Source organism: Caulobacter vibrioides (assembly GCF_002858865.1).
GTDB lineage: Bacteria > Pseudomonadota > Alphaproteobacteria > Caulobacterales > Caulobacteraceae > Caulobacter > Caulobacter vibrioides.
Genome location: NZ_PJRR01000006.1, coordinates 19,587 through 37,282, shown reverse-complemented (window position 1 = coordinate 37,282; position 17,696 = coordinate 19,587). Strand labels below are relative to the sequence as shown.

Here is a 17,696-nt window from a genome sequence, read left to right as displayed (position 1 = left end):
TGATCCGGATCAAGGAACGGAGGGTTGGGTGGGTCTAGAGCAAGCCTCTCGATCGGCCTGATCATCGGCCGTTCGCCTCGGAGCTGTCCATGGACCCCGCTGTCGTAGACCTGTCGCGACTACAGTTCGCGCTCACCGCCCTCTACCACTTTCTGTTCGTGCCCCTGACCCTGGGGCTGTCGTTCATGCTGGTCATCATGGAGAGCATCTATGTGATGACCAAGCGCCCGATCTGGCGAACCATCACCCGGTTCTGGGGCACGCTGTTCGGCATCAACTTCGTACTGGGGGTGGCGACCGGGATCACCATGGAATTCCAGTTCGGGATGAACTGGTCTTACTACTCGCACTATGTCGGCGACATCTTCGGGGCGCCGCTGGCGATCGAGGGCCTGATGGCCTTCTTCCTGGAAGCCACCTTCGTGGGCCTGATGTTCTTCGGTTGGGACAAGCTGTCCCGGGTGGGCCACCTGTTCGTGACCTTCATGGTCGCTCTGGGCACCAACCTGTCGGCGCTGTGGATCCTGATCGCCAACGGCTGGATGCAGAACCCGGTCGGGGCGGCGTTCAACACCGACACCATGCGCATGGAGGTCGAAAGCTTCCGTGAGGTGCTGTTCAACCCGGTGGCCCAGGCCAAGTTCGTGCACACGGTCAGCGCCGGCTACGTGATCGCCGCCGCCTTCGTGTTGGGGGTCTCGGCCTTCTATCTGCTGAAGGGCAAGTATCCGGGCGTGGCCAAGCGGTCGATGACCGTGGCGGCCGCCTTTGGCCTGGCCTCGTCGCTGTCGGTCGTGGTGCTGGGCGACGAGAGCGGCTACGCGCTCACCGATAACCAGAAGATGAAGCTGGCCGCCCTGGAGGCCATGTGGGAGACCGAGCCCGCGCCGGCGGGCCTGGCCGCCTTCGGCATCCCCAGCATGGCCGACCGCAAGACCCACTACGAGGTCAAGATCCCCTATGTGCTGGGCCTGATCGCCACGCGCAGCCTCGACAAGCCGGTGGAAGGCATCTTCGAGCTGGTCGCCAAGGCTGAGGATCGCATCGAGTCGGGCGTCATCGCCTATGGCGCGGTCGAGGCCCTGAAGGTCAATCCCAACGACATGGCCGCGCGCGCCACCTTCGAGCAGCACCGCCGTGACCTCGGTTATGGCCTGCTCTTGAAGCGCCACATCGCCGATCCGCGTCAGGCCAGTCCTGAGCTGATCAAGCAGACCGCCTGGGATGTGGTGCCGCCGGTGCCGGTGATGTTCTGGGCGTTCCGTATCATGGCCGGGATCGGCTTCCTGATGATCCTACTGTTCGCCACGGCCTTCGTGCTGGTCACCCTGCGCAAGCACCAGACCAAGTGGTTCCTGGTCCTGGCGGTGGCGGCCATTCCGCTGCCCTGGATCGCCGCCGAGATGGGCTGGGTGCTGGCCGAGGTCGGTCGTCAGCCCTGGGCCGTCGAGGGCGTTCTGCCCACCTTCCTGGGCGCGTCCAGCCTGACGGTTCCGCAACTGCTGATCAGCATCGCGGTCTTCACCCTGCTGTACGGCGCGCTGGCCGTGGTCGAGGTCGGTCTGATCCTCAAGACCATCAAGCGCGGCCCGTACGCCCTGCACGATCCCGCCCCCGACGGTTCGCCCGAACCCGAAGCCGCCGTCGCCTAAAGGAGCGCCTCACAATGGAAATCCCCGTCGATTTCGCCACGCTGCGCGTGATCTGGTGGGCCCTGGTCGGGATTCTCCTGATCGGCTTCGCCCTGACCGATGGCTTCGACATGGGCGTCGGCGCCCTGCTGCCCTTCGTCGCCAAGACCGATGAGGAACGCCGGATGGTGATCAACACCGTCGGCGCCACCTGGGAAGGCAACCAAGTGTGGTTCATCCTGGGCGGCGGCGCGATCTTCGCGGCCTGGCCCTTCGTCTACGCCATCAGCTTTTCGGGCTTCTATCTCGCGATGTTCGTGGTGCTGACCGCGATGATCCTGCGGCCGGTGGGCTTCAAGTACCGCTCCAAGCGGCAGGACCCCCGCTGGCGGGCGTTCTGGGACTGGGCGCTGTTCGTCGGCGGCTTTGTGCCGGTGCTGTGCTTCGGCGTGGCCCTGGGCAATGTGCTGCAAGGCGCGCCCTTCCGGCTGGATAGCGACCTGCGCGCCTTCTATGACGGCTCGTTCCTGGGCCTGTTCTCGCCGTTCGCCCTGCTGTGCGGCCTCTTGTCGGTGTCGATGCTGGTGCTGCACGGCGCGGCCTGGATCACCGTCAAGGGCGAGGAAGGCCCCGTGGCCGAACGCGCCCGCCGGATCGGCGAGCTCGCGGGCCTGGCCAGCATCGTGCTGTTCGCGGCCGGCGGCTTCTGGGTGGCGTTCGGGGGCATGGGCTTCCGGATCGAGGGTCTGGCCGATGCGGCGGGGCCCTCCAACCCGCTACGCGGGGCGGCCGCCGTGCGAGAGCCCGGCGCCTGGCTCGACAACTATGGCCGCCACGGCTGGATGATCCTGGCCCCGGTGCTGGGCTTCGCCGGCGCCGCCCTGGCCCTGCTGGGGCTGCGCGCCAAGAGCGCCTGGATGGCCTTCACCGGCTCCTCGGCCTCGGCGGTGGGCATCATCGCCACGGTGGGCCTGTCGATGTTCCCGTTCATCCTGCCCAGCAGCGTGGACCCGCGCTCGAGCCTGACGGTGTGGAACGCCTCGTCCAGCCACCTGACGCTGTTCATCATGCTGGTGGTGACGATCGTCTTCCTGCCGATCGTGCTGGCCTACACCGCCTGGGTCTACAAGGTCCTGTGGGGCCGCAGCACCACGGCCGCCCTGGCCGTCAACCCCGATCTCTACTGATCCGAAGGAAACGAACCGATGTGGTACTTCACCTGGATCCTAGGTCTTGGCCTGGCCGTCGCCTTCGGCGTGCTGAACGGCATGTGGTACGAGTTCGCCCTGTCCGACGAGGGCGATGAAGGCCTCGACGAAGGCTGAGCCGGCGTCCGCATGGACCCGAATTGAGGGGGCGCGACATTGCAACGCGCCTCCTTCGTTCACCAATTAACGGTTGTTAAACGCGATATGGGGTTTTCTGGCATTGACCCAGAGCGCGTCGATCGCAGCTCCGGGTCGAACCATTCGTATCGGGGTACCGTGATGACCGACAACGCCGCGCCCGCGCTGGAACTGATCTCGTTCTGCATCGGTGAGCAGGAGTTCTGCATCGACGTGAAGACGGTGCGGGAAATCCGAGGCTGGACACCGGCCACGCCGATCCCGCATGCGCCCAACTACATGCGCGGCGTCATCAACCTGCGCGGCGCGATCATGCCGGTCATCGACCTGCGCAATCGTCTGGGCCTGGGCGTCACGATCCCCGAGACCCGCCACGTGATCGTGGTCGTCGAGTGCCGCGACCGTCTGGCCGGCATCCTGGTGGACGCGGTGTCGGAAACCTTCACCGTGCCGCGCGACAGCCTGCAGCCGGCCCCGGACGTCGGCGTCGAGGAGCTGCGCTACATCCAGGCGATCATCTCGATGGAAAACCGCCTGATCACCTATCTGCGCATGGACGACGTGTTCCCGGCCCAGGTCAGCGAAGCGGCCTGATCGGTTCAGACATCGGAAAAGAAAAAGGCCGCCGGGTTCGCCCCGGCGGCCTTTTTCTTTGGTCTCAGCCCTGGCTGACGATCCGCGCCGCCTGGGCGTGGAAGCTGGCCTCGGCCTCGGCTGCGTCGGCCACCGCGCCATGGCGGTCGGCTGCGACGCTCATATGGCTCTTGGCGTAGCTCTCGGAGACCTTGCGGGCCTCCTGGGCGCGGAGGGAGGCGTTGGCTGAGGCCGTCTCGTGCCAGGCCGCCAGGTCCTTGGCGGTCAGGGCGCCCTCGGCCGGCGCGGTCGGGTGGGTCGGGACGTCGCCAAAGCCGATGGCCACGAAGCCGTGGATCACGCCGCCATAGTCTTCTTCCGACAGCAGGAAGGTGATCTGCCGCTCTTCGAACTGGCCGGTATAGGTGTCGGTGGCCGGATCGAACTCGCGCAGGACCAGGATGTCGCCGACCGCGAACTCGCGATCGTTGCGGCGGATCTCGAAGCGCTTCTGGCCGGCGCGGACGGCGGCGAAGTACTTGGGCCAGGTCTTCAGGTCGTGGCGGTTCATGGCGGGGAGGCTTTTCTGGAAAACAGGGAGGCGGGGTTCTGGCGGGAGAACCCTAGCGTGGGGTTAACGGCTCGAACATATCCCCAAACCGATCTCCTCGGCGAATGCCGGGGCCCAGATTCATCCGGATGGGTTTGGGTGAGCGCGCCATTCGCCTCATCGGCGCCGACACGCTCCTGGGTTCGATCTGGACCCCGGCATTCGCCGGGGAGATCGGTTTCTCAAGTCACTCGTCGATGCAGAGGCGCACGATCTCGGCGCGCAGTTCGGGCATGCCCAGGCCCTTCTCCGACGAGGTGGCCAGCACGCGCGGGAAGGCCGCGGCGCGCTTGGCGATCGCCTTCTGGGTCTCGGCCACGACCTTGTCGACCTCGGCCGGCTTGATCTTGTCGGCCTTGGTCAGGACGATCTGGTAGGACACCGCCGCCACGTCCAGGGCGTCCAGCGCCTCCAGGTCGACCTTCTTGAGGCCGTGGCGAGCGTCGATCAGCACATAGACGCGCTTGAGATTGGCCCGGCCGCGCAGATAGGCGCGGCCCAGGTCCTGAAACTTGTCGGCGATCGAGCGGGAGACCCGCGCAAAGCCGTAGCCGGGCAGGTCGACCAGCCGCACCTTTTCCGCCAGCAGGAAGAAGTTGATCTCCCGCGTGCGGCCCGGCTCGTTCGAGGCGCGGGCCAGGTACTTCTGGTTCACCAGACCGTTGATCAGGCTGGACTTGCCGACGTTCGAGCGGCCCGCGAAGGCCACCTCGGGCAGGTCGGACGGCGGCATGGCGTCCATGCGCACCGCCCCCATGATGAACGAGACCGGCTGGGCGAAGAACACGCGCGCGGCCTCGATCTGCTCCTCGGTGAAGTCCGCCGCGCCCGGCAGCAGGACCGGCGGTTCCTTGGGGAGCTTCTGTTCCTCGCTCATCAGGTCGCGCCGGCCGTCTTGCCCCGCAGGCGCGCGATGATCTGGTCGATCGGGTTCTCGACCTTGTAGCGGCGCATGATGATGTACTGCTGGAAGATGGTCAGAACGTTCGACCAGCACCAGTAGATCACCAGACCCACGGCGAAGCCCGACAGGGTGAAGGTGAAGATCACCGGGAACCACTGGAAGATCTTCTGCTGGATGGGGTCGCCGGCGGGCGGGTTCATCGCCGTGGTCAGCCACATGGTGAAGCCGTACAGCAGCGGCCAGACGCCCAGGTGGGCGATCATCGCGCCGATCAGCGGCAGCGAACCCGGATCCCAGGGGATCAGACCAAACAGGTTGAACATCGTGGTCGGATCGGGCGCAGACAGGTCCTGAATCCAGCCGAAGAACGGCGCATGGCGCATTTCGATGGTGACGGTCAGCACCTTGTACAGGGCGTAGAAGACCGGGATCTGGATCAGCATCGGAAGGCAACCCATCATCGGGTTGATCTTTTCCTTCTGATACAGGGCCATCATCTCCTGCTGCTGCTTGGCCGGATCGTCCTTGTGCTTGGCCTTCAGCTTTTCGACCTCGGGGGCGATCTTCTTCATCTTGGCCATCGACTCGTAGCTCTTGTCGGCCATCGGATAGAGGACGAGCTTGAGCACGACGGTCAGCAGCAGGATGGCCAGACCGAAGTTGCCGACCAGCTTGTAGAAGACTTCCAGGATGTTGAAGATCGGGCGCGTGAAGAAGCGGAACATGCCCCAGTCGACGGCGTCGTCGAAGCGCGGGATTTCGGCCTTGGTCTTGTTCCAGAACTCCCAGATGGCGGGAGCCGGGGTCGCGCCGTACTCGTACTTGCGCAGCAGCGGCACGGTCTTGGCGCCGGCGAACAGGCGGGTGGTCTGGCTGACGGTGGCGCCGGGGTTCAGCACCTGCACCGGGCCCAGGAAGTTGACGTCATAGACGTCGATGCCCGCGACGTTGGTCACGCGATACTGGGCTTTGATCGCCTGATTCTGGCCTGGAATGAGGGCGGCCAGCCAGTACTTGTCGGTGATGCCGGTCCAGCCGCCGACCGAGTCGAAGGACTGCAGCGGCTTGTCCTTCTTCCACTTGCCGTACTTGGCCATTTCCAGCTTCTGCTCGTCGGTCGCGCCCAGGACGCCGATCGCGCCCTCGTGGACGATCTGGTTCTTGCCCAGGGCGTCGCTGATGCCCTGGCGCTGGACCGTGGCGTAGGGGGCCAGTTGCAGGCCGTTGGTCCCGTTGTTCTTGACGCTGTCGGTGACGCTGAACATCGCCTGGTCGTCGACGGCGATCACGCGCGTGAAGGTCAGGCCCAGGCCGTTGTCATAGGTCAGGGTCACCGGCGAATTGGGACGCAGCACCTGGCCCGGCGCGGCGGTCCAGACGGTGCGGCTGTCGGGCAGGCCCGGCAGGTTGGCGCCGGCCCAGCCGAAATCGGCGAACCAGGCGTGCTCGGCGCCCTCGGGGCGGAACAGTTCGACCGGCGGCGAGTCCTTCTTGGTGGTCTCGTCGTACTTGCGCAGGAACAGGTCGTCGATGCGCGCGCCCTTCAGGGCGATCGAGCCCGACAGGGCCGGCGTGTCGACCTCGATGCGCGGGCTCAGCGCCTTGGCCGCGTCGCGCGACAGGCGCAGCGGCGCGGGATTGCCGTTGGCGTCCAGGGTCACGCCGGCCTTGGCGGCCGACTGTTGTTCGATGGCCTTCTTGGCGCGGAACTCGGCCTCGGCCTTCTTCTGTTGCGGACCCAGGACGAAGAACTGGTACCCGATCAGGATCGCGAACGCGCTGACGATGAACATCAGCGTGTTTTTGTTGTCGTTCTGCATGGAGCGCTTAACCGGAAACTGTGGGATCGGGTTGAGATGAAGGGGCGGCGTCGTGAAGAGCGCCGTTCGAACGCCGGGAAACCTTGGTTCCCCCGCGATCTAGGTCGGCGGCGAGGCTTATCAGCGCGGTTTTGACATCGTCAAGCAAACGCGCCCATTCGCGTGTCCCCGTGCCGCCTCTGGCGATGAACACATAGTCATGCGAGGGGCGCGCATGAAGGGGCAGGACCAGCCTGGCGGCCTCGCGCAGGCGGCGCTTGGCGCGGTTTCGCTCGACGGCCCCGCCGATCTTCTTGGTGGCGGTGAAGCCGACCCGCACCGTGGGGTCCTCGTCGGCGCGCTGGCGCATCTGGATGAACACCGCGCCGCGCGACAGGGCCGGGGCCTTGGCCGCCAGCAGGAAGTCGGGGCGCTTGCGCAGCCGCTCGAACTTCAGGGTTTGCGGCGCTTCAGCCATGAAAAAAGCCGCCTTTCCGGCGAGAACCTGAAGACAGGTCTGTGGAAAAGGCGGCTTTGATCATCGTCTTACCTCCCGAAGGAGGAAAGAGAATTAGGCGGTCAGGCGCTTGCGGCCCTTGGCGCGGCGACGCGCGACGACCTTTTGGCCGTTCTTGGTGGCCATACGCGCGCGGTAGCCGTGACGGCGGGCACGCACGAGCTTCGACGGCTGGAAGGTGCGCTTCACGACGTGGCTCCGAATAATAAACGTTGAACGCGGGCCGGGTGGCTCGCGAGTGAGGCGCGGTGGATAAAAGAACGTCGCGGGGATGTCAACCTGAGTCGGTTGAAGGGCCTGTCATCCCGGCCGGAGCGCAGCGAAGAGCCGGGACCCCCGCAGGCTCAGCGTATCTGGCGGTCCCGGCTCGGCGCGCTTCGCGCTTGGCCGGGATGACAGCCTTTACGGCGTGATCACCGCCTTGCCCACCACCTTGCGCTCGGCCAGCAGGTCGAAGGCCTCGCGCCAGCGGTCCAGCGGCAGCTCGGCGTGGACATGCGGCCGGATCACGCCTTCGTTGGCCATGGTCCAGATCGCGTCGGCGTTTTCGCGGCCCTTCTCCGGGAACTGGCGGCCATATTCGCCGGCCCGTACGCCCATCACCGAGAAGCCCTTGATCAGCGGCATATTGACCGAGACGTTGGGGATCCGCCCCGAGGTGAAGCCGATCACCAGCAAGCGCCCGTCGAAGGCGATGCAGCGCACGCTCTCGTCGAAGACGTCGCCGCCGACGGGGTCGTAGATCACGTCGGCTCCATGGCCGCCGGTGATGGCCTTCACCTGCTCCCGGAAGCCCTGGGTGACGTTGACGGTCGCGTCGGGGGCGTAGAGCGCCTTCACCTGCTCGAGCTTGGCGTCAGAGGCCGAGGTGGCGATCACCCGCGCGCCGAGCGCCTTGGCCAGGTCCACGGCCGCCAGACCCACCCCGCCGGCCGCGCCATGCACCAGCACCCACTCGCCGGGCTCCAGTCGCGCGCGGCGCACCAGGGCGACATAGGCGGTGAGATAGGCCGCGCCATAGGCCGCAGCCTCGGCGAAGGACAGGCGGGCCGGCTTGGGCTTGAGAGCGCCCGCCGACAGCGCCGCGTACTCGGCGAATCCGCCCAGCCGCGCCCCGCCGACCACGGCGTCGCCGATCGCCAGACCCGTCACGTCCTCGCCCAGCGCCACGACCTCGCCGGCCAGATCCAGGCCCGGGGTGAAGGGCAGGGGCGGTTTGAGCTGATACTCGCCGCGCGTCATCAGGAGGTCGGGGAAATTGACGCTGGCGGCCCGCACCCGAACCAGCGCCTCGCGGGGTCCGGGCTGGGGCGTGGCGACCTCGCGGATCGCGCAGCCGGCGTAGTTCGGGGCGAGGTCCTCGACGACGAGGGCGCGCATGGTGGGTTGCGTGTTCAAGCTTCCATCCCAAACAAGGGTGTCATCCCGGCCGGACCCCGGCCTCGAGCCGGGGGTAGAGCCGGGGCCCAGGGGGGTGAGGACGTGCCGCGCTTGCCGCCCCTGGGTCCCGGATAGCCTCTGCGAGGCTTCCGGGATGACACGGGAATCAAGGGGCGATCACAGCGTCCGCTTCTCGAACGCCTCGCGCACCAGCCAGGCGATCTCGCGGCAGGCGTCGTCGGCGGCGGGGATGGCGCCCGTGAAGGCGGTGAAGCCGTGGGCCAGGCTGTCATAGCAGCGGTAGCTGACCGGCACGCCGGCCGCCTGCAGCCGCTTGGCGTAGCCTTCGCCCTGGTCGACCAGCGGATCAAAGCCGGCGGTGGCGACCACGGCGGGGGCCAGGCCCGTCAGGTCGGCGGTCTTGTCCGGCGACAGGCGCGGATCGGCCGGGTCGGCGTCGGCGCCGATATAGTGGCCCATGAACCAGTCCATGGTCGCGCGGGTCAGCGGATAGGCGTCGGCATAGGTGGTCATCGAGGCGGTTTCGCTGGCGACGTCCACGGCCGGATAGATCAGGATCTGGAGCGTCGGCTGCGGCTCGCCCGTGCGCTTCATCTCCTGGGCGATGATGGCCGAGAAGTTGCCGCCCATGCTGTCGCCGCCGATCGCCGGCGGAACGGGCGCCGCGCCGAAGCGGGCGGTGTTGTCGCGCGCCCAGCGATAGGCCGCCAGCACGTCCTCCAGGCCGGCCGGGAACTTGTGGTCGGGAGCCAGGCGATAGTCGACCGAGATCACCGTCGTGCTGCAGATGCGCGACAGGATCGAGCAGAAGGCGTGGCAGGTCTCCAGGTCGCCGATCACGCCGCCGCCCATGTGGGCGTAGACGATCAGCGGCGCCTTGGCGTCGGTCTGCGGCGGGCGATAGGCGCGGCAGGGGATCGAGCCGTTGGGCCCTTCCACCGACAGGCTCTCGGTGCGCACGCCCGTCTCCAGCGGCCCCTGCACGGCGGCCAGGCCCTTGGCGCTGCCGGCCACGGCCTCGGCGGGCGACAGGCTGGTCATCGGCGGCAGCTTCTTGGCCGCATTGGCGAAGAACTGGAAGCGCGGGTCCAGGGTGCGCCCGCCCTTATAGACGACCCCGCCGCCGGACATGGCCCGCAGGATCGGGCTGGGCAGGGACAGGATCAGTTTCAGGATCGTCTTCTGGGCGGCGTCGGATGCCATGGTTTTTCCCTGCTTCTTTGTTGTTCTTACGCACTCAATATCCGTGTCATCCCGGCCGGTCCCCGGCGAAAGCCGGGGGCTGAGCCGGGATGACACCAGGATGAGGGGCCGGAGATCGTCATGCGCCCTACAACCGCGGCAGGGCGGGAAGCCCGCCCAGGATCAGTTTCACGGCGAAGTCGGCCGCGCCTTGCGTGTCGACGGGGCGGCGCTCCAGCATCTTCTCGCCGATCTCGCGGGCTACGGCGATGCAGGCGGTGGTCAGATAGTCCAGGTCGACCGGCGGGGCGTGCTCGCGCGCCAGCACCCGGGCGAAGGCCTCGCGGACCTCGTCGAACACCGCCACCACCTCGGGCGTCGAACGCGCGTGCGGCAGCGGCTCGCCGGGCGGCCGGTCCAGGCGCCAGGCTTCCTGCTCGTTCGCGACGAAGTTGAAATAGGCCAGGATCGCGCCGCGCACGAACGACTCGAAGTCGGTCGCCTTCTCGGACTCCGCGCGCAGCAGCGGACGGAAGCGCCGGGCGCCGTCGTCGGCCAGGGCCTCGAACACCTCTTCCTTCGACTTGTAGTAGTTATAGAAGGTGCCCGAGGCCAAACCCGTGCGGCGGATGATGTCGCGCACCGTGGCGGCGTCATAGCCCAACTCGCCGAACACCTCGCGCGCCGCGTCCAGGATCGCCTGACGGTTGGCGGTCTTGGTGCGTTCCCGCTTGCCCGGTCGCTGGTCGATATGGGGCTTGGGGAAATAGGCGATGTTCGACATGGAAAACGACTCAAGCTCGGGGCGATCGTGACGCCCCGTCATGATCGTGGCCCCAATCGACCATGCCGAGCAAGCCCCTTCGCTCACAACGGCTTCACCGGCTGCTCGATGTCCCACACCGCCTCGGTGATCGCCTCCAGCTTCTCGCGGTACAGGGCCGCAGCGTCGTGGAGGCCCTGGTTGTAGTAGTAGGGGCCCAGCCGCTCGCTGATGAAGTCCAGCAGAAACTCGGCGTCGAAGCCCTTCACCTCCAGATCGAGCTCCGTCCGCAGATAGTCGGAAAGGCCGCCGACCAGCCTGGCGCGGGTGTCCTTGTCGAAGGTGATCTTGGGCATGGGGGGTCAATCTTTCAGCGTGTCATCCCGGCCGCAGCGTAGCGGAGAGCCGGGACCCAGGGGCAACCGCAATGTCGCCGGCCCCTGGGTCCCGGATAGCGCCGCGCGCTTCCGGGATGACACCTTTTTTATTCGGCGGCCAAGGCCTGACCCTCCGCCCGCGCCGCCACCGGCAGCTTCCCGCCCGCGTTCCGCGCCCGGGCCTCGCCCTTGGCGATCTCCTTCTTCAGGTCGGCGCAATAGACGTTGAAATCCACCTGGATGGTGTGGCGGGCCGAGTCATAGAAGTGGCCGGTGTGGCGGTGCTCGTCCTTGGCGGTGATGCGGGCCATCTCGGCGGGAGCCGGGAGCGCGTACTTCCCGGCCAGATAGGCCGCCGCCAGCTTGGCCTGCTGCTCGGCGAAGTTCACCAGGGTGGGCAGCGGCTGGGCCAGGCCCATATAGAAGAGGTTGGAGACTTCCGGCTTCATCATCCGCTTGAACAGCGGCAGGCGGTGATCGGCGTCGGGCAGCAGGGCCGGGTCGTCGAAGAACGGGAAGCTGATCTTGTAACCGGTGGCGAAGACGATGGCGTCGACGTCCTCGACGCTGTCGTCGGCGAACCGCACGCGCTTGCCCTCCAGCGCCTTGATCGCCGGCTTGAACTTGATGTCGCCGCAGCCGGCGCGGGTCAGGAACTCGCCGGAGACGGACGGATGGGCCTCCAGCGGCTCATGGTCGGGCTTGGGCAGGCCGTAGTCTTCCATCCGGCCGATGGTCTTTTTCAGCACCGAGCGGGAGAGGGCCACGCCCAGCTTGCGCGGCATCCAGGCGGGCAGGGCGGTCTTATCGGCCGGCTTGCCGTTCAGGTATTTGGGGAACACCCAGACCCCGCGCCGGGCCGAGACCCAGAGATTTTTCGCGATCGGCCGCTGGGAGAGCTCGCTGGCGATGTCCATGGCCGAGTTGCCCATGCCCACCACCACGACGTTCTTGCCGCGCATGTCGACGGGATCGAACGGGTCGCAATAGGCGTGGGCGTGGAAGGCCGGGCCGTCGAACTCGCCCGGATACTCCGGCACGCGCGGGTCCCAGTGGTGGCCGTTGCAGACGAACAGCACGTCATAGAGCCGCGTCTCGCCGCTCGACAGCGTCACCGCCCACAGGCCCTCGGCGGTGCGTTTGGCGCTCTCGACCTTGGTGTTGAAGGTGATGGTCGGGCGCAGGCCGAAGTGATCGACATAGTCCTTGAAGTACTGGAAGAGCTGCGCGTGATGCGGAAAGTCCGGCCAGTCCTTCGGCACGGGGAAGTCCTCGAAGGCCAGCCGCCACTTGCTGGTATCGATATGCAGGCTCTCGTAGCAGGCCGATAGGCCGTTGGGGTTCTTGTAGTACCAGTTGCCCCCGACCTCGTCGGACATCTCAAAGCAGTCGTACGGGATCCCGTAGTCCTTCAGCCGCTTGATGGTGGTGAAGCCGCTGCAACCCGCGCCGATGACGCATGCTTTTGGGAGCTTGCCCGTCATGTCCCGCCCTCTGACTTATCGTTGTTCAGGTGAGCGTATCAGCGTTATGCGATGCGGCAAGCGGCCGTTGCGGAAGGGGCGTGGGTAGCGCCCCCTCCGTCACGCGGCTTTCGCCGCGCGCCACCTCCCCCGCGAGCGGGGCAGGAGGGGAAACATGTCTTCCTCCCTTGCGAAGCGGGGGAGGTGGCTCGGCGCGAAGCGACGAGACGGAGGGGGCGCTTTCGCCCTACCGCCCAACCCGCGCCGGCGAGTACGTCGCCGTGCAGGCGGCGTTGCACTGGGCCCAGCGGCCGCCGCAGCTGTCGTCGTCACCGGCGGAATGACAGAAATAGAGCGTCCGCGCGCAGGTGGCCTTGCACTGGGTGACATCGCCGCCGGGACGTCCCACGGCCAGCGGGATCGGCGCGGGCAGGACGAAGCTCGGCGTGGCGATCGGCGTCTGGGCCACGGCGGCGGGCTTGGGCTTGGGCGCGGTGGGAATCCTCGCCTGACCGGCCAGGGCCGGCGCGGCTGTCGTCAGGACCAGCAGGGCGAGCAGGACGCGGCGCATGGCGCAATCCTAGCCCCGCCGGGTAAAGGGGCGATTAACCATAAATCTTGTCATCCCGGCCAAGCGCGAAGCGCGCCGAGCCGGGATGACAGGTGAGCCTAACCCCGCAGCATCTCGCGTCCCGCCCAGACGCTGTGGGTGCCGCTGCTCAGCTTGTGGGGCAGGGCGATGCGGCAGACGACCTCGAAGCGCTTGGCGTCGACGATCAGGCACTCGGACGCGCCCTTGTTTTCGTCGATGATGAAGCTGACCAGATAGCCGTCATCCTCGTCGACCGCGCCGACCTTGGGCGCGAACGGCGCCTCGCTGGCGTAGCGGCCTTCGGGCAGGGCGATCGACCAGCTCTCGCCGGTTTCCAGGTCGTGCTTGACGAAGCCGTTGAACAGGAACCAGCCCGGCTTGGCGGTGGTGGAATAGGCGTAGCGATAGGGCTTGCCGGCGTATTTCTGATTGAACATGCCGAACTCCAGCACCCGGTCGTCCAGGTGCTTCTCGGTCGTCTCACCGGTCTTCAGGTTGAAGCGCCAGCGGTGCAGCTTGGGCAGGAAGCTGTGCTCGTCCAGATAGGCCATCAGGTGGCCGTGGCCGTCGGGGGCGCCTTCCAGCGGGCGGGGGATCGGCTTTTCCTGGAAGTAGCCGTCCAGCACCACCTCGTCGCCGTCTTCATACGCATTGAGCCAATGCAGAACATAGGTCGGCTCGGCCTCGAACCAGCGCGGCTCGCCGCCCTCGCGCGGCACCAGGGCAAAGCGGCTCGGTATGCCCTTGTGCAGGCGCACCGCATGGATGTCGCGGGCCATCAGCTCCTGGTCCCAGAACACCGGCAGGTCGTTGAGGATCGCGTACTTGGACGAGAACGCCATGTCGTGCGGCAGGCGCGGCCCCGGCAGCGGCACGCCCTGATAGAGCCTACGCTTCCCGTCCGGCCCCACCACGCCATAGTGCATGTAGGGCCAGGCCTTGGAGTAGTTGAAGAACATCAGCTCGCCCGTGGCCTCGTCGACCTTCGGGTGGGCCGAGACGCCCTCCAGCGGCGCCCAGCTGGCGACGCCCAGGTTTTCCAGGGTCAGCGGATCCAGCCGATAGGCCTCGCCGCACTGGTAGAAGGTGGCGATGGCCTCGCCGTTATGGACGACGATGTCAGTGCTGGCGCTGTCCTTCAACGCCCCGTGGGCGCCGAAGCCCGGACGCTTGGAGACGCCGGGGCCGTCCATCAGGCCGCCCCACAGGCCCTCATTGACCTCCTGCTCGGCCTCGAAGCAGCGGGTGCGGACAAAGCGGTTACGATAGGTCGCCGCGCCGCCCTTGAACTCGATCTGGTGGATCATGCCGTCGCCGTCGAACGGGTGGTAGCGGCCGATCGGGTCATGCACCGGGTTTTCGGTGTTGCGCAGATAGACGCCGTCCAGGTCGGCCGGGATCGCGCCCTCCAGCACCTCCAGGTCCCAGGCGTTGACCTCCTCGTGCTGCGGCGTCCACGGGCCGGTCATGTACGGGTGGTTGGTCGGCCCCAGCGAGGTCCGCACGGGCGGCAGGCGTTCGACTTTCATGGGCGGATCCTCCTGTTTGAACGGAGCTTACGGCTAGTCAGTCTTGTTACGCAAGTTTCCCTTTGGGGCGGGGGGAAGGGTCTGGTTTCTGGAGAGTGGCTTGAGCTCGCTTCCGACCCGGAGGGGACGTTCAGATAGTCAGCTTAACGTCCTTCTATCCCGACCTCCCCGGCGAATGCCGGGGCCCAGATTCATCCGGAACGTCTGGGGATGACGCGCCCTGGCTCCGCGCTGAAAGGATAAGCGTGAGTGGGTTCGATCTGGACCCCGGCATTCGCCGGGGAGGTCGGGTTTTGCAGATGCAGGCGGCCATTAGAATTTGCGTGCGCCTGGCTCCGCGACCAACTGGTGCTGATCCTGCCAGATGATTTCGCCTGGATCCCGGGTGGTGAGAAGATCGACGTGTACGCCGCAGGCCTCGAGAGCCAGCTTTAGGCGGTGCATCTGGCGAATATGCTCGGTCGCTGCGGGCTTGAACCAAGACAGGCCTGGCTGACCGCGACCCTTCCAGCCCCCGCGCGAGAACTGGCCGGGCACTGCCAAGTTCTTCTTGAACCATCCATAGATCTCACCAATCTCCTTCAGCGCCCATGACGGCGCGAAGTCGCTTTCACGCGCATGATCCAGAGCTTGAAAGAGGCCGAGCCGCTGCCGCTGAGATTCTACGGTCTGATAGCAGACGAACCGAATGTACGTGCGTGCCGGCGCAGCCATCGCCGTTCCTCGGTGGTGTAAGCTTGAAAAGGGGCTAGAGCATTACTCTTCCCGGTTAAACTATCGTCCTGAAGGTCTTCTCACCACCCAGACCAGAACTTCATTCCGTCGCCTACCCGCGCATCAAGCGCGGGATGACGGCGCAAGGCTAAACCTACCGCCCCGCGCTGACCCGCCAGACCACGTCGCCGACGTCATCGGCCACCAGCAGCGCGCCGTCGTTGTCGACCGTCACCCCCACCGGCCGTCCCTGAGCCTTGCCTTCCGCGTTCAGGAAGCCCGTCAGAAAGTCCTCGACCCCGCCCGCCGGCTTGCCGCCGCTGAAGGGGATGAACACCACCTTGTAGCCGGCCTGCGGATTGCGGTTCCACGAGCCGTGCTGGCCGACGAACACGCCGTCCTTGTAGCGGGCCGGGAAGCTGGCGCCGGTATAGAAGCTCAGCCCCAGCGAGGCGGTGTGGGCGCCCAGGGCGTAGTCGGGGACGATGGCGCGCGCGACGAGGTCAGGGCGACGGTCCTTGTCCTTGATCCGCGTGTCGAGGGTCTGGCCGAAATAGCTGTAGGGCCAGCCATAGAAGCCCCCGTCGCGGACCGAGGTCATGTAGTCGGGCACCAGGTCATTGCCCAGCTCGTCGCGCTCATTGACCGAGGTCCACAGCTGGCCATTGGCCGGGTTCCACGACAGGCCCACGGGGTTGCGCAGGCCCGAGGCGAACACCCGCTTCTTGCCCGTGGCCAGGTCGACCTCGAGGATCGCGGCGCGGTCGACCTCGTTCTCCATGCCGTTCTCGCCGACATTGCTGTTGGAGCCGACGGCCGCGTAGAGCTTGGTCCCGTCCGGGCTGGCGATGATGTTTTTGGTCCAGTGGTGATTGAGCGGCCCGCCGGGCAGGTCGGCGATCTTGCGGGGCGCCGCGGAGATCGTCGTCGCGCCCTCGGTGTAGGGGAAGGCGACGATGGCGTCGGCGTTGGCGACGTAGAGGGTGCTGCCCATCAGGGCCATGCCGAACGGCGAGTGCAGATTGACCAGGAACGGGGTCTTCAGGTCGGCGATGCCGTCGCCGTCCTGGTCGCGCAGCAGGCTGATCCGGTCGGCGCTGGGCGCGCCCGCGCCGGCCTTCTTCATCAGCATCGACTCGGCGAAGGCGCGCAGGCCCTTGGGCTTGTCCTTGCGGGCGGGCTTGTTGCTTTCGGCCACCAGCACGTCGCCGTTGGGCAGGACCAGCAGCCAGCGCGGATGATCAAGCCCCGTCGCGAAGGGCTGCACCTCAAAGCCGGCCGGCGCGCGCGGTTTGGCGTCGTTGGACCAGCCGACGACCTCCGAGATCTTGACCGTCGGCAGCAGGGTCCGGCTGGGTTCTGGCAGGGTCGGGTTGGGACCGTAGCCGACCGTCGTGTTCTGTTGGCCCGGGCTTTGGCCGCAGGCGGCGAGGGCGCAGGCCGCCGCGCCGATGATCAAGATTTCGCGAACCTGTCGACGCATCGGCGTTTCTCCCCTTCAGCCTGCGTTCAACGCGCAGGGTCATGATTATGGTCCCAGCCAGAACGATACGGGTTGCCCGGGGTGATGTCCCGGCCCTTGTTCGCCCGTCCTGCTCCCTGCGCGCGGATCGTGACCCAGGCCTTGCGGGGGTAGGGGCGGCTAAACGCTGGGCGGCCCGTCCTGCTGGGCGACCTGGGCGCGCAGGAAGGCCGGCCGCTCGCGCATGCGGGCCCAGTAGGCGGCCACGGCCGGCGGGAAGTCGCTGTCCAGCTTCAGCGACTGAGCCAGCAGCAGGGCATAGGCCACCGAGATGTCGGCGCCGGTGAAGCGATCGGCGGCGACGAAGGGCGCGCGCTCCAGAAGGGTCTCAACGCCCCGCAGCCGGGCCAGGAACCAGCGCGCATAGTCGGCCGCGACCTGCGGCTGGCGGCGCTCTTCGGGCTCAAGCCGCGTGTAGCGCAGCACCAGGGTCTGGGGGAAGGTCAGGGTGGCCTCGCCAAACAGCAGGCCGTTCAGATAGGCGCCGTAGCCCGGCTCCTCGGGACGGACCGAGAGGTGTCCGCCGCCGTGGCGCATCGACAGATACTCGATCATCGCCGAGGACTCGGTCATCCGCGTGTCGCCGTCGACCAGCAGCGGGATGGTGCCCAGCGGGTTCTCGTCCAGATATTCCCGCGCCAGGAAGCGCGGCGGGAAGGGCAGGAGCTTCAGGTCGTAGGGCAGCTCCAGCTCCTCCAGCGCCCACAGCGGGCGGAAGGAGCGGGCGTCACGGCAGTGCCAGAGGGTGATCATGGGGGCTTCTCCAATCCCTC

At 66.9% G+C, this 17,696-nt stretch carries 20 protein-coding genes and 2 pseudogenes; 5 read left to right on the top strand and 17 right to left on the bottom strand.

What is annotated here, in order from left to right; all coding sequences use genetic code 11:
• Positions 1-89: 89 nt before the first annotated feature.
• From CVUC_RS02945 to CVUC_RS02930, 4 genes are all read left to right on the top strand, one after another.
• Positions 90-1,652 (top strand): cytochrome ubiquinol oxidase subunit I, encoded by a 1,563-nt coding sequence (locus tag CVUC_RS02945; RefSeq protein ID WP_096032585.1) that lies wholly within the window; start codon positions 90-92, stop codon positions 1,650-1,652.
• A 14-nt stretch (positions 1,653-1,666) separates the two neighbouring features.
• Positions 1,667-2,818, top strand: coding sequence for a cytochrome d ubiquinol oxidase subunit II (gene cydB / locus CVUC_RS02940; protein ID WP_096032586.1), 1,152 nt, complete (start codon positions 1,667-1,669; stop codon positions 2,816-2,818).
• An 18-nt stretch (positions 2,819-2,836) separates the two neighbouring features.
• The gene (gene cydX / locus CVUC_RS02935; protein ID WP_096032587.1) at positions 2,837-2,956 is read left to right on the top strand and encodes a cytochrome bd-I oxidase subunit CydX; all 120 of its coding nucleotides are present in this window, start codon (positions 2,837-2,839) and stop codon (positions 2,954-2,956) included.
• A 159-nt stretch (positions 2,957-3,115) separates the two neighbouring features.
• A complete protein-coding gene (locus tag CVUC_RS02930) occupies positions 3,116-3,571 on the top strand; it encodes a chemotaxis protein CheW (RefSeq protein WP_164468071.1) in 456 nt (151 codons plus the stop codon).
• A 64-nt stretch (positions 3,572-3,635) separates the two neighbouring features.
• On the opposite strand, the gene CVUC_RS02925 is transcribed toward CVUC_RS02930, so the two are convergent.
• The 9 genes from CVUC_RS02925 to CVUC_RS02885 all read right to left on the bottom strand — a co-directional run bounded on the left by CVUC_RS02925 (position 3,636) and on the right by CVUC_RS02885 (position 11,082).
• Positions 3,636-4,121 (bottom strand): ASCH/PUA domain-containing protein, encoded by a 486-nt coding sequence (locus CVUC_RS02925; RefSeq protein ID WP_096032589.1) that lies wholly within the window; start codon positions 4,119-4,121, stop codon positions 3,636-3,638.
• A gap of 226 nt (positions 4,122-4,347) precedes the next feature.
• Positions 4,348-5,037, bottom strand: a complete 690-nt coding sequence (yihA, locus tag CVUC_RS02920) for a ribosome biogenesis GTP-binding protein YihA/YsxC (RefSeq protein WP_096032590.1) — start codon at positions 5,035-5,037, stop codon at positions 4,348-4,350.
• A complete protein-coding gene (gene yidC, locus CVUC_RS02915; RefSeq protein WP_096032591.1) occupies positions 5,037-6,884 on the bottom strand; it encodes a membrane protein insertase YidC in 1,848 nt (615 codons plus the stop codon). Before yidC ends, yihA begins: the two co-directional genes overlap by 1 nt.
• A 7-nt stretch (positions 6,885-6,891) precedes the next feature.
• A complete protein-coding gene (gene rnpA / locus CVUC_RS02910; protein ID WP_096032592.1) occupies positions 6,892-7,341 on the bottom strand; it encodes a ribonuclease P protein component in 450 nt (149 codons plus the stop codon).
• A 93-nt stretch (positions 7,342-7,434) separates the two neighbouring features.
• The gene (gene rpmH / locus CVUC_RS02905) at positions 7,435-7,569 is read right to left on the bottom strand and encodes a 50S ribosomal protein L34 (RefSeq protein ID WP_004622337.1); all 135 of its coding nucleotides are present in this window, start codon (positions 7,567-7,569) and stop codon (positions 7,435-7,437) included.
• A 213-nt stretch (positions 7,570-7,782) separates the two neighbouring features.
• Entirely contained in the window at positions 7,783-8,778 is a 996-nt protein-coding gene (locus CVUC_RS02900; RefSeq protein WP_164468072.1) for an NADPH:quinone oxidoreductase family protein, read from the bottom strand.
• Between the two features lie 159 nt (positions 8,779-8,937).
• Positions 8,938-10,080 (bottom strand): alpha/beta hydrolase, encoded by a 1,143-nt coding sequence (locus CVUC_RS02895; protein WP_096032594.1) that lies wholly within the window; start codon positions 10,078-10,080, stop codon positions 8,938-8,940.
• A 31-nt stretch (positions 10,081-10,111) separates the two neighbouring features.
• Positions 10,112-10,747 carry a TetR/AcrR family transcriptional regulator gene (locus CVUC_RS02890; RefSeq protein WP_024265622.1) on the bottom strand — a complete coding sequence of 212 codons (636 nt, stop codon included), beginning with the start codon at positions 10,745-10,747 and terminating at the stop codon, positions 10,112-10,114.
• Positions 10,748-10,830: 83 nt separating this feature from the next.
• A complete protein-coding gene (locus tag CVUC_RS02885) occupies positions 10,831-11,082 on the bottom strand; it encodes a DUF2164 domain-containing protein (RefSeq protein WP_096032595.1) in 252 nt (83 codons plus the stop codon).
• 11 nt (positions 11,083-11,093) lie between these two features.
• Between CVUC_RS02885 and CVUC_RS20240 the strand changes: the two are divergent.
• Positions 11,094-11,212, top strand: a pseudogene (locus CVUC_RS20240) (hypothetical protein); the annotation flags it as partial.
• Here CVUC_RS20240 and CVUC_RS02880 read toward each other — a convergent pair.
• The 8 genes and pseudogenes from CVUC_RS02880 to CVUC_RS02850 form a co-directional block, all read right to left on the bottom strand.
• Complete coding sequence (locus CVUC_RS02880; RefSeq protein WP_096032596.1) at positions 11,211-12,587, bottom strand: flavin-containing monooxygenase; 1,377 nt, start codon at positions 12,585-12,587, stop codon at positions 11,211-11,213. The pseudogene CVUC_RS20240 and the gene CVUC_RS02880 overlap by 2 nt on opposite strands.
• Positions 12,588-12,813: 226 nt before the next feature.
• A complete protein-coding gene (locus CVUC_RS02875) occupies positions 12,814-13,137 on the bottom strand; it encodes a hypothetical protein (protein ID WP_096032597.1) in 324 nt (107 codons plus the stop codon).
• Between the two features lie 98 nt (positions 13,138-13,235).
• Positions 13,236-14,687, bottom strand: a complete 1,452-nt coding sequence (locus CVUC_RS02870; protein ID WP_096032598.1) for a carotenoid oxygenase family protein — start codon at positions 14,685-14,687, stop codon at positions 13,236-13,238.
• Positions 14,684-14,761 (bottom strand): annotated as a pseudogene (locus CVUC_RS20235) (hypothetical protein); the annotation flags it as partial. The gene CVUC_RS02870 and the pseudogene CVUC_RS20235, both read right to left, overlap by 4 nt.
• Positions 14,762-14,841: 80 nt before the next feature.
• On the bottom strand, positions 14,842-14,961 hold the full coding sequence (locus tag CVUC_RS02865) for a hypothetical protein (protein WP_096032599.1): 120 nt from the start codon (positions 14,959-14,961) through the stop codon (positions 14,842-14,844).
• A gap of 38 nt (positions 14,962-14,999) precedes the next feature.
• On the bottom strand, positions 15,000-15,401 hold the full coding sequence (locus CVUC_RS02860) for a hypothetical protein (protein ID WP_096032600.1): 402 nt from the start codon (positions 15,399-15,401) through the stop codon (positions 15,000-15,002).
• A gap of 154 nt (positions 15,402-15,555) precedes the next feature.
• Positions 15,556-16,884, bottom strand: coding sequence for a PQQ-dependent sugar dehydrogenase (locus tag CVUC_RS02855; RefSeq protein WP_096032601.1), 1,329 nt, complete (start codon positions 16,882-16,884; stop codon positions 15,556-15,558).
• A gap of 159 nt (positions 16,885-17,043) precedes the next feature.
• Positions 17,044-17,676: a glutathione S-transferase family protein gene (locus CVUC_RS02850; protein ID WP_205685768.1), complete on the bottom strand. Its 633-nt coding sequence runs from the start codon at positions 17,674-17,676 to the stop codon at positions 17,044-17,046.
• Between the last annotated feature and the right edge of the window lie 20 nt (positions 17,677-17,696).

Bases quoted from the DNA above. Each gene is read 5' to 3' on its own strand.
- CVUC_RS02945 (WP_096032585.1), top strand. From the start codon at position 90: ATGGACCCCGCTGTCGTAGACCTGTCGCGACTACAGTTCGCGCTCACC.
- cydB (WP_096032586.1), top strand. From the start codon at position 1,667: ATGGAAATCCCCGTCGATTTCGCCACGCTGCGCGTGATCTGGTGGGCC.
- cydX (WP_096032587.1), top strand. From the start codon at position 2,837: ATGTGGTACTTCACCTGGATCCTAGGTCTTGGCCTGGCCGTCGCCTTC.
- CVUC_RS02925 (WP_096032589.1), bottom strand. From the start codon at position 4,121: ATGAACCGCCACGACCTGAAGACCTGGCCCAAGTACTTCGCCGCCGTC.
- yihA (WP_096032590.1), bottom strand. From the start codon at position 5,037: ATGAGCGAGGAACAGAAGCTCCCCAAGGAACCGCCGGTCCTGCTGCCG.
- yidC (WP_096032591.1), bottom strand. From the start codon at position 6,884: ATGCAGAACGACAACAAAAACACGCTGATGTTCATCGTCAGCGCGTTC.
- rnpA (WP_096032592.1), bottom strand. From the start codon at position 7,341: ATGGCTGAAGCGCCGCAAACCCTGAAGTTCGAGCGGCTGCGCAAGCGC.
- CVUC_RS02890 (WP_024265622.1), bottom strand. From the start codon at position 10,747: ATGTCGAACATCGCCTATTTCCCCAAGCCCCATATCGACCAGCGACCG.
- CVUC_RS02885 (WP_096032595.1), bottom strand. From the start codon at position 11,082: ATGCCCAAGATCACCTTCGACAAGGACACCCGCGCCAGGCTGGTCGGC.
- CVUC_RS02880 (WP_096032596.1), bottom strand. From the start codon at position 12,587: ATGACGGGCAAGCTCCCAAAAGCATGCGTCATCGGCGCGGGTTGCAGC.
- CVUC_RS02875 (WP_096032597.1), bottom strand. From the start codon at position 13,137: ATGCGCCGCGTCCTGCTCGCCCTGCTGGTCCTGACGACAGCCGCGCCG.
- CVUC_RS02870 (WP_096032598.1), bottom strand. From the start codon at position 14,687: ATGAAAGTCGAACGCCTGCCGCCCGTGCGGACCTCGCTGGGGCCGACC.
- CVUC_RS02865 (WP_096032599.1), bottom strand. From the start codon at position 14,961: ATGCCGGGGTCCAGATCGAACCCACTCACGCTTATCCTTTCAGCGCGG.
- CVUC_RS02860 (WP_096032600.1), bottom strand. From the start codon at position 15,401: ATGGCTGCGCCGGCACGCACGTACATTCGGTTCGTCTGCTATCAGACC.
- CVUC_RS02855 (WP_096032601.1), bottom strand. From the start codon at position 16,884: ATGCGTCGACAGGTTCGCGAAATCTTGATCATCGGCGCGGCGGCCTGC.
- CVUC_RS02850 (WP_205685768.1), bottom strand. From the start codon at position 17,676: ATGATCACCCTCTGGCACTGCCGTGACGCCCGCTCCTTCCGCCCGCTG.